Origin of the sequence: Mixta sp. BE291 (assembly GCF_031457955.1) — a bacterium.
Taxonomy (GTDB): domain Bacteria; phylum Pseudomonadota; class Gammaproteobacteria; order Enterobacterales; family Enterobacteriaceae; genus Mixta.
The window spans coordinates 406936-414530 of the sequence record NZ_JAVDXN010000005.1 but is presented as its reverse complement, the minus strand read 5'-3'; the positions used below and the strand labels follow the sequence as shown (position 1 = coordinate 414530).

The window sequence follows — 7595 nt, the reverse complement described above, 5'->3', positions numbered from 1 at the left end:
CTTGGTGGGTCGTGCAGGATTCGAACCTGCGACCAATTGATTAAAAGTCAACTGCTCTACCAACTGAGCTAACGACCCGCAATGCGGTTACTGCTTTAAGTGGTGGGTCGTGCAGGATTCGAACCTGCGACCAATTGATTAAAAGTCAACTGCTCTACCAACTGAGCTAACGACCCACTTTTTGCCGTCCGAAGCCTAATCGCTTATGCCTCGTCAACGGCGGCATATATTACTGATTTACCTTTCCAGCGCAACCACTATTTTCCCCTCGCGGGTTCAACTGCTTACCTTTCATGCGTTAAGACCAGAAATCAGGCGAAATCTGGTCAATATTACGCGCTTAAAGGCTTGCCGCGCGTTTTTGCGCCTGTTTCGCCGCTTCGGTGTTCGGGTACTGTTTAATCACCTGCTGATAAACCGCTTTCGCTTTTGCGTTATCACCTTTGTCCTGCATGATCACGCCCACCTTATACAACGCTTCCGAGCTTTTTGGCGATTTCGGATATTTTTTCACCACGGTGGCAAAATAATAGGCCGCATCATCCTTCTTGCCCTTGTTGTAATTCAGCTGCCCCAGCCAGTAATTCGCATTCGGCTGATAGGTTGAATCAGGATATTTTTTTACAAAGGCCTGGAACGCAGCAATAGCCTGATCGTACTGCTTTTTTTCCAGTACCAGCGCCACGGCGCTGTTGTAATCGGTATTCGCATCGCCGCTTTGCACCGGCGCTGCCGCTGCCGCGCCCGCATTCGCCGCGGTTGATGGTGCCGCTGCGCTATCGCCGCCAGCGTCAGACGCGCCATTGCTCGCCGCCGCCGCGCCGCTGCTCAGGCTGTCAATTTGCTGATAAATCTGTTTTTGCCGCTCAACAACCTGATTCAGCTGATAACTGTTTTCCTGAATCTGACCGCGCAGCGAATCAATATCGCTTTGCGTCGCGTTAAGCTGCTGTTGGAGCTGTTGAAGAAGCTGAGCCTGTGCATTGGAAATGCGCTCAAGAGAGGTGACGCGGTCTTCTACCGAGCCGGAGCCGACGTTACTGATTGCTGCCTGGGCATTAGCGGCCCAGGGGGCCGCTACGCCAATCAGTAACGACAGACTCAACATGTGAAGTCTGAAGCTACTAATCATGTGACTCTCTTAGTATACCAGGACGGCACGACGGTTTTTGGAGTAAGCCGCTTCGTCATGACCAAGAACCGCAGGCTTCTCTTTACCGTAAGAAACGATAGAGATCTGATCGGCAGAAACGCCTTTACCCTGCAGGTACATTTTCACTGCGTTAGCACGACGCTCGCCCAGTGCAATGTTGTATTCCGGCGTACCGCGCTCATCCGCATGACCTTCAACGGTCACTTTGTAGGACGGGTTGTTACGTAGGAAAGTCGCGTGCGCATCCAGCATCTGAGCGAAGTCAGAACGGATGTCATATTTGTCCAGATCGAAGTAAACAATGTTGTTCTGCTGCAGCTGCTGCATCTGCAGACGCGCCTGCTCGTCAGAAGACATGTTGCCGCCGTTCATGCCATTGCCGCTACCGTATGCACCATCAGCGCCGCCCATACCGTTGGTCTGGTCGTTGTCGTTGTTTTTGTGCGAGCTACATGCAGCTACAGCAATTACCGGCAGAGCCAGCATTAAACCCTTCAGCACTTTGTTCAGTTGCATTTCTAAATCCTGTTATAAGTTTGCCATACATATTTACACATGCATCACAGATACGGAGACCAGGCAGGGAATTTGACCTGTCCATCAGTCGCCGGAAGACGCGCTTTGAAACGCCCATCTGTCGAAACCAACTGCAACACGGAACCCATCCCCTGAGTAGAGCTATAGATTACCATCGTGCCGTTAGGTGCGAGACTTGGCGTCTCATCCAGGAACGTGTCCGTTAATTGTTGCACGGCTCCCGTTTCCAGATCTTGTCTGGCGACGTGTTGAGCGCCGCCGTTGGTGCTGATCATCACCATAGATTTGCCGTCAGTGGCAACATCAGCGTCCTGGTTTTGTGAACCTTCCCAGGTAATACGCTGCGGTGCGCCGCCGTTGACGTTAACTTTATAAATTTGCGGACGTCCTGCCTGGTCAGAGGTATAGGCCAGGCTCTGGCTATCCGGGTACCAGGTCGGTTCGGTGCTGTTAAAGCGACCGTCGGTAATCTGGCGCATCTGACCTGAGCCCAGATCCATCACATAGAGGTTAAGGCTGCCGGTTTTCGAGAGCGCAAAGGCCAGCTTAGATCCATCCGGTGAGAACGCAGGGGCACCGTTGTGACGCGGGAAAGAGGCGACCTGACGGATCGCACCGTTAGCCAGCGTCTGGATCACCAGCGCAGATTTACCGCTTTCAAAGGTCACGTAGGCCAGTTTGCTGCCGTCCGGTGACCAGGCCGGTGACATCAGCGGCTGCGGTGAGCGGTGAACCACAAACTGGTTGTAGCCATCGTAATCCGCAACGCGCAATTCATACGGGAACTGACCGCCGTTAGTTTGCACCACATAGGCGATGCGGGTACGGAACGCGCCTTTAATACCGGTCAGCTTTTCAAATGATTCGTCGCTGGCGGTATGTGCGGCGTAACGCAGCCACTGTTTGGTCACTTTGTATTGGTTTTGCGCCAGCACGGTGCCCGGCGAGCCAGAGGTATCTACCAGCTGATAAGAGACGGTATAGCTGCCATCGGCACCCGGCTGGATCTGACCGACCACAACGGCGTCAATACCCAGCGCTGTCCAGGCCGCAGGCTGTACTTCCGCCGCGCTGGTTGGCTGCTGTGGCAGACGAGAACGATCCAGCGGATTAAATTTACCGCTGTTGCGTAAGTCCGCTGCAATAATGCCGCCAATATCTTCCGGCGCCGCGCCCGGGCCATCCCATTTAAACGGGACAACACCAATCGGACGCGCCGTATTCACCCCCTGGGTGATTTCGATGCGTACTTCTGCATGCAGCATTGCTGCCCACAGAAGCAGAAAAAAGCTTAGGGTTACACGTAGTGCCTGCTTCATTTTCTCTCCCTTATCTGAACGCCATGTCCACGATAATTCGCACTGTTCCTGACGACGGTTAACTAAACCATACAGAGTACGGCAAGCTAACCATAGTTCAACCTGCCATTTGTTACTGCATTCTTACGGCTTGAATTCCAGCGTTGCGTCTTTAACCGCCTGCCAGATATCCTGGCTGGGTGGTTTTGGCATTCGCGCCATACGCGCAGCGTTAATGGCCGCCTGACACAACGCCGCGTCGCCGCTCCCCGCCGTGGCCGAAATCAACAAACCATCGGGCGCCAGCTTAATACGAACGTCACAGGTACGTCCCTTAAATGTATCGGCATCGTAGAATTTACTCTCTATCGCGCCTTTTACCTGTCCCAGGTAACTATCAATCGCCGCGCCGGACGCGCCCGATTTTTTCTGCGTGCCCTTCCCTGCCGCACCGCCGCCCGCCTGGCCGGTTTTTGGTGCATTCTTACCGGAGGTCAGGCCGCCGAGGAGATCGTCCACCGCGCTGCTGTCGCTGGCCGCTTCCGCCGCGGCTTTTTTCTTCGCATCCGCGGCGGCTTTCGCTTTTGCTTCTGCTGCCGCTTTGGCTTTGGCATCCGCTTTGGCTTTTGCCTCAGCAGCGGCTTTTTCTTTGGCTTCCGCTGCCGCTTTGGCTTTCGCTTCAGCGGCGGCCTGCGCTTTGGCATCTGCCGCCGCTTTGGCTTTCGCTTCGGCGGCGGCCTGCGCTTTGGCATCTGCCGCCGCTTTGGCTTTCGCTTCGGCGGCGGCCTGCGCTTTAGCATCCGCTGCCGCTTTGGCTTTCGCTTCGGTGGCGGCCTGTGCTTTGGCCTCCGCAGCCGCTTTGGCTTTCGCTTCAGCAGCGGCAGCTTTCGCCTGCTCTTCCGCTTTTTGCTTCGCTGCGGCAGCGGCGGCTGCTTTAGCCTGTTCCGCAGCTTCTGCTTTGGCTTTTGCGGCGGCCGCTTTTGCCTGCTCGGCCGCTTTCGCTTCAGCGGCCTTAGCCTGTTCTGCCGCTTCTGCTTTGGCTTTTGCCGCAGCGGCCTCAGCAGCTTTTTGCTGTTCTTCGGCGCGTTTGGTCGCTTCTTGCGCTTCACGCTGCTGTTCAGCCTGCTCCTGCGCCTGCTTTTTCGCCTCTGCCTGCGCCTGAAGCCGCTCTTTTTCCAGCTCTTTTAACCGCTGCTGCTCGGCAGCGCGTTTCTGTTGCAGCTCTTCAGCCTGCTGCTGCGCCTGCTTCTCACGCTGCTGCTCGGCTCGCTGGCTGTCGCTCTGCTGATTTTGCTGGCGATTATATTGTTCAACCACCGCGCCCGGGTCGACCATAACGGCATCAATATCGCTACCGCCACCGCCGCCACTGCTGGCTTCGGGGTTCTCGTTAAACGAACTCCAAATCAGTAATGCAATCAGAACGATATGCAATATCACTGAAATGATTATCGCGCGTTTTAACTTATCGTTTTGTTCGGATGCCTTCGACACGCTCGGTTCCCAAAAAACGGTTACGGAATAATTAAATTGGCTGCGTCATCAAACCGACTGATTTCACACCCGCCTGATGCAGCAGGTTCAGCGCTTTGATGATCTCGTCATAGGGCACATCTTTTGCGCCGCCAATCAGAAACACCGTTTTCGGATTCGCTTCCAGTCGACGCTGCGCTTCCGCTACCACCTGCTCAGAAGGCAACTGCTCCATACGATCGTGATCGACCACCAGGCTGTATTGCCCAACGCCGGAAACTTCCACGATGACCGGTGGATTATCGTCACTGGCTACCGTTTTAGAATCGGTGGCGTCCGGGAGATCGACCTCAACGCTCTGGGTGATAATCGGCGCCGTCGCCATAAAGATCAGCAGCAGCACCAGCAGCACGTCCAGCAGCGGAACGATGTTAATTTCAGATTTCAGATCGCGACGACCGCGACCACGCTTTCTGGCCATACGTCACCTCTGCTTACTTTTTATTCTCGCTGGAGAATGCCTGACGGTGCAGGATGGCGGTGAACTCTTCCATAAAGTTGTCATAACCCTGCTCCAGCTTGTTGACGCGCTGGTTCAGGCGGTTATACGCCATTACGGCAGGAATAGCGGCAAACAGACCGATCGCGGTGGCGATCAGCGCTTCGGCAATCCCTGGCGCTACCATCTGCAGCGTTGCCTGCTTCACCGCGCCCAGCGCGATAAAGGCGTGCATAATCCCCCACACGGTGCCGAACAGCCCGATATAAGGACTAATCGAACCCACGGTGCCAAGGAAAGGAATGTTGTTTTCCAGGCTCTCCAGTTCGCGGTTCATGGAGATGCGCATAGCGCGGCTGGCGCCTTCCAGCACCGCTTCCGGCGCATGGCTGTTGGCGCGATGCAAACGCGCGAACTCTTTAAAACCGGCGTAGAAGATCTGTTCTGAGCCGCTCAGCTCATCGCGACGCGCCTGGCTTTCCTGATAGAGGCGGGACAAATCGATGCCCGACCAAAATTTATCTTCAAATGCTTCCGCTTCGCGTCCCGCCGCGTTGAGAATGCGGGTGCGCTGGATAATAATCGCCCAGGACGCAATGGAAAACCCGATCAAAATCAACATGATAAGTTTAACCAGAAGGCTGGCCTTCAGGAACAAATCAAGAACATTCATGTCAGTCACTGCTTGAACTCCGCGACAATAGACTTGGGAAGCGCTATTGGCTTCATTAGGTGTGGGTTGATGCAGGCGATAAGGACTTCTGCTTCATTGAGCAATTTGCCTTCTGCATTAACGATACGCTGCGTAAACGTCATGGTTGCACGGGTCATTGACGTCACCTCGCTCTGCACTTCAAGCAACTCATCCAGTCGCGCGGCGGCAATGTAATCAACCGTGATTCGACGTACGACAAAAGCAATCTGCTGTTCAAGCAGCGATTGCTGATGGAAATGACGCTGACGCAGCATCTCCGTACGCGCTCGTTCATAAAAAGCGATATAGCTGGCGTGGTAAACCACCCCACCGGCATCGGTATCTTCGTAATAGACCCGCACCGGCCATCGAAACAGCGTTGTACTCACTTTACATCCCGGTAATGCTTTTTAAACGTTGCTACTATACGCAAGTGCAAACGGCTTTGGAATGGGTCGCCAGAGCGCGGAGAAAATAATTATCGAATGGAAACAATTGACAAAAACAATCGGATAATGATTGAAAAAAAACGGTCCTAAACGGACATTTGCTGACACAGGTTTGCATTACGCTTCTGGCCCGCCCGCAGCAAAGGCAGGAGCAAAAAAGCGCCCATAGCGGGCGCTTGTTGATAATGACTTGTGCGGTTAGCCGCTCGCGCGTCAGGATTTATCCTGTTGCTGCGCGCTGTCCTCTACATGTTCCAGCGCCAGCGCGGTAATAATTCCGAAAGCGCAGGCCAGCAGCGTTCCAAGAATCCAGGCAAAATACCACATGGTTTAACGCCTCCGTTAATAGAGTGAATGGGAGTGGGTTTCAATCTGTTCTTTGGTGATGCGTCCGAACATTTTGTAGTAACACCAGCTGGTATAAATCAGGATCAGCGGCACAAAAAACATGGCGACAAACAGCATCAGCTTCAGCGTCATAAGGCTTGACGTCGCGTCCCATACGGTCAGGCTCATATCAGGCTGGGTGCTGGACGGCATGATGAACGGAAACATCGCCACGCCCGCGGTTAAAATAACGCAGGCCAGCGTCAGCGAAGAGAACAGAAACGCCCACCCGCTCTTTCCGAGGCGTGAAGTGATAACGGTAAACAGCGGTAAAGCCACGCCCAGCGCCGGAATCAGCCACAGCAGCGGATACTGGTTGAAATTAATCAGCCAGGCTCCCGCTTCACGCGCAACGTCTTTATTTAACGGATTGGAGGGCGCCGCATGATCCAGCGCGCTGGTCACCACATAGCCATCAATGCCGTAAACCACCCAAACGCCTGCCAGCGCAAAGGCAACCAGCATAATCAGCGCGCAGATTTGCGCCGTGGCGCGGGCGCGTAAATGCAGCTCGCCGACGGTGCGCATCTGTAGATACGTTGCGCCCTGCGTCAGAATCATCGTCAGGCTGACGACACCAGCCAGCAGGCCAAACGGATTCAGCAGCTGGAAAAAATTCCCGGTATAGTAGAGACGCAGATCGGCATCGGTATGGAAAGGCACGCCCTGCAACAGGTTGCCAAACGCCACGCCAATCACCAGCGGCGGAACAAAGCTGCCGATAAAGATGCCCCAGTCCCACAGCGTGCGCCAGCGCATATCTTCAATTTTCGAACGATAGTCAAACCCCACCGGTCGGAAAAACAGCGAGGCCAGCACTAAAACCATCGCAACATAAAAGCCGGAGAAGGCAGCGGCATACACCATCGGCCAGGCGGCAAACAGCGCGCCACCGGCGGTAATCAGCCAGACCTGATTGCCATCCCAGTGCGGGGCAATGCTGTTGATCATAATACGGCGATCGGTATCGGTGCGCCCAAGTATGCGCGACAGCATACCCACGCCCATATCAAAGCCATCGGTGACCGCAAAACCGATCAGCAGAACACCGATCAGCAGCCACCAGATAAAACGTACAACTTCATAATCCAACATGGCGGACTCC

Annotated in this window: 9 protein-coding genes and 2 tRNA genes; all 11 read right to left on the bottom strand. The window is 54.5% G+C overall.

Annotated features, from left to right (window positions below; all coding sequences use genetic code 11):
* Positions 1-2: 2 nt before the first annotated feature.
* The 11 genes from J2X14_RS14490 to cydB all read right to left on the bottom strand — a co-directional run bounded on the left by J2X14_RS14490 (position 3) and on the right by cydB (position 7585).
* Positions 3-78, bottom strand: a tRNA-Lys gene (locus J2X14_RS14490).
* A gap of 22 nt (positions 79-100) precedes the next feature.
* Positions 101-176, bottom strand: a tRNA-Lys gene (locus J2X14_RS14485).
* Positions 177-340: 164 nt separating this feature from the next.
* Positions 341-1132 carry a cell division protein CpoB gene (gene cpoB, locus J2X14_RS14480; RefSeq protein ID WP_352411875.1) on the bottom strand — a complete coding sequence of 264 codons (792 nt, stop codon included), beginning with the start codon at positions 1130-1132 and terminating at the stop codon, positions 341-343.
* Positions 1133-1141: 9 nt separating this feature from the next.
* Positions 1142-1669 (bottom strand): peptidoglycan-associated lipoprotein Pal, encoded by a 528-nt coding sequence (gene pal, locus J2X14_RS14475; RefSeq protein WP_085067572.1) that lies wholly within the window; start codon positions 1667-1669, stop codon positions 1142-1144.
* 44 nt (positions 1670-1713) lie between these two features.
* Complete coding sequence (gene tolB, locus J2X14_RS14470; protein WP_352411874.1) at positions 1714-3009, bottom strand: Tol-Pal system beta propeller repeat protein TolB; 1296 nt, start codon at positions 3007-3009, stop codon at positions 1714-1716.
* Positions 3010-3132: 123 nt separating this feature from the next.
* The gene (tolA, locus tag J2X14_RS14465) at positions 3133-4482 is read right to left on the bottom strand and encodes a cell envelope integrity protein TolA (protein ID WP_352411873.1); all 1350 of its coding nucleotides are present in this window, start codon (positions 4480-4482) and stop codon (positions 3133-3135) included.
* Positions 4483-4513: 31 nt separating this feature from the next.
* Positions 4514-4942 (bottom strand): colicin uptake protein TolR, encoded by a 429-nt coding sequence (gene tolR, locus J2X14_RS14460; protein WP_352411872.1) that lies wholly within the window; start codon positions 4940-4942, stop codon positions 4514-4516.
* A 13-nt stretch (positions 4943-4955) separates the two neighbouring features.
* Positions 4956-5642, bottom strand: coding sequence for a Tol-Pal system protein TolQ (tolQ, locus tag J2X14_RS14455; protein WP_352411871.1), 687 nt, complete (start codon positions 5640-5642; stop codon positions 4956-4958).
* Entirely contained in the window at positions 5639-6043 is a 405-nt protein-coding gene (ybgC, locus tag J2X14_RS14450; RefSeq protein ID WP_352411870.1) for a tol-pal system-associated acyl-CoA thioesterase, read from the bottom strand. The genes tolQ and ybgC overlap by 4 nt, the downstream gene beginning before the upstream one ends.
* A 273-nt stretch (positions 6044-6316) precedes the next feature.
* Complete coding sequence (gene cydX, locus J2X14_RS14445) at positions 6317-6430, bottom strand: cytochrome bd-I oxidase subunit CydX (protein WP_352411869.1); 114 nt, start codon at positions 6428-6430, stop codon at positions 6317-6319.
* A gap of 15 nt (positions 6431-6445) precedes the next feature.
* Positions 6446-7585 (bottom strand): cytochrome d ubiquinol oxidase subunit II, encoded by a 1140-nt coding sequence (gene cydB, locus J2X14_RS14440; protein WP_352411868.1) that lies wholly within the window; start codon positions 7583-7585, stop codon positions 6446-6448.
* Positions 7586-7595: the final 10 nt, after the last annotated feature.

Bases quoted from the DNA above. Each gene is read 5' to 3' on its own strand.
- cydB (WP_352411868.1), bottom strand. From the start codon at position 7,585: ATGTTGGATTATGAAGTTGTACGTTTTATCTGGTGGCTGCTGATCGGT.
- cydX (WP_352411869.1), bottom strand. From the start codon at position 6,430: ATGTGGTATTTTGCCTGGATTCTTGGAACGCTGCTGGCCTGCGCTTTC.
- tolR (WP_352411872.1), bottom strand. From the start codon at position 4,942: ATGGCCAGAAAGCGTGGTCGCGGTCGTCGCGATCTGAAATCTGAAATT.
- tolB (WP_352411874.1), bottom strand. From the start codon at position 3,009: ATGAAGCAGGCACTACGTGTAACCCTAAGCTTTTTTCTGCTTCTGTGG.
- cpoB (WP_352411875.1), bottom strand. From the start codon at position 1,132: ATGATTAGTAGCTTCAGACTTCACATGTTGAGTCTGTCGTTACTGATT.
- pal (WP_085067572.1), bottom strand. From the start codon at position 1,669: ATGCAACTGAACAAAGTGCTGAAGGGTTTAATGCTGGCTCTGCCGGTA.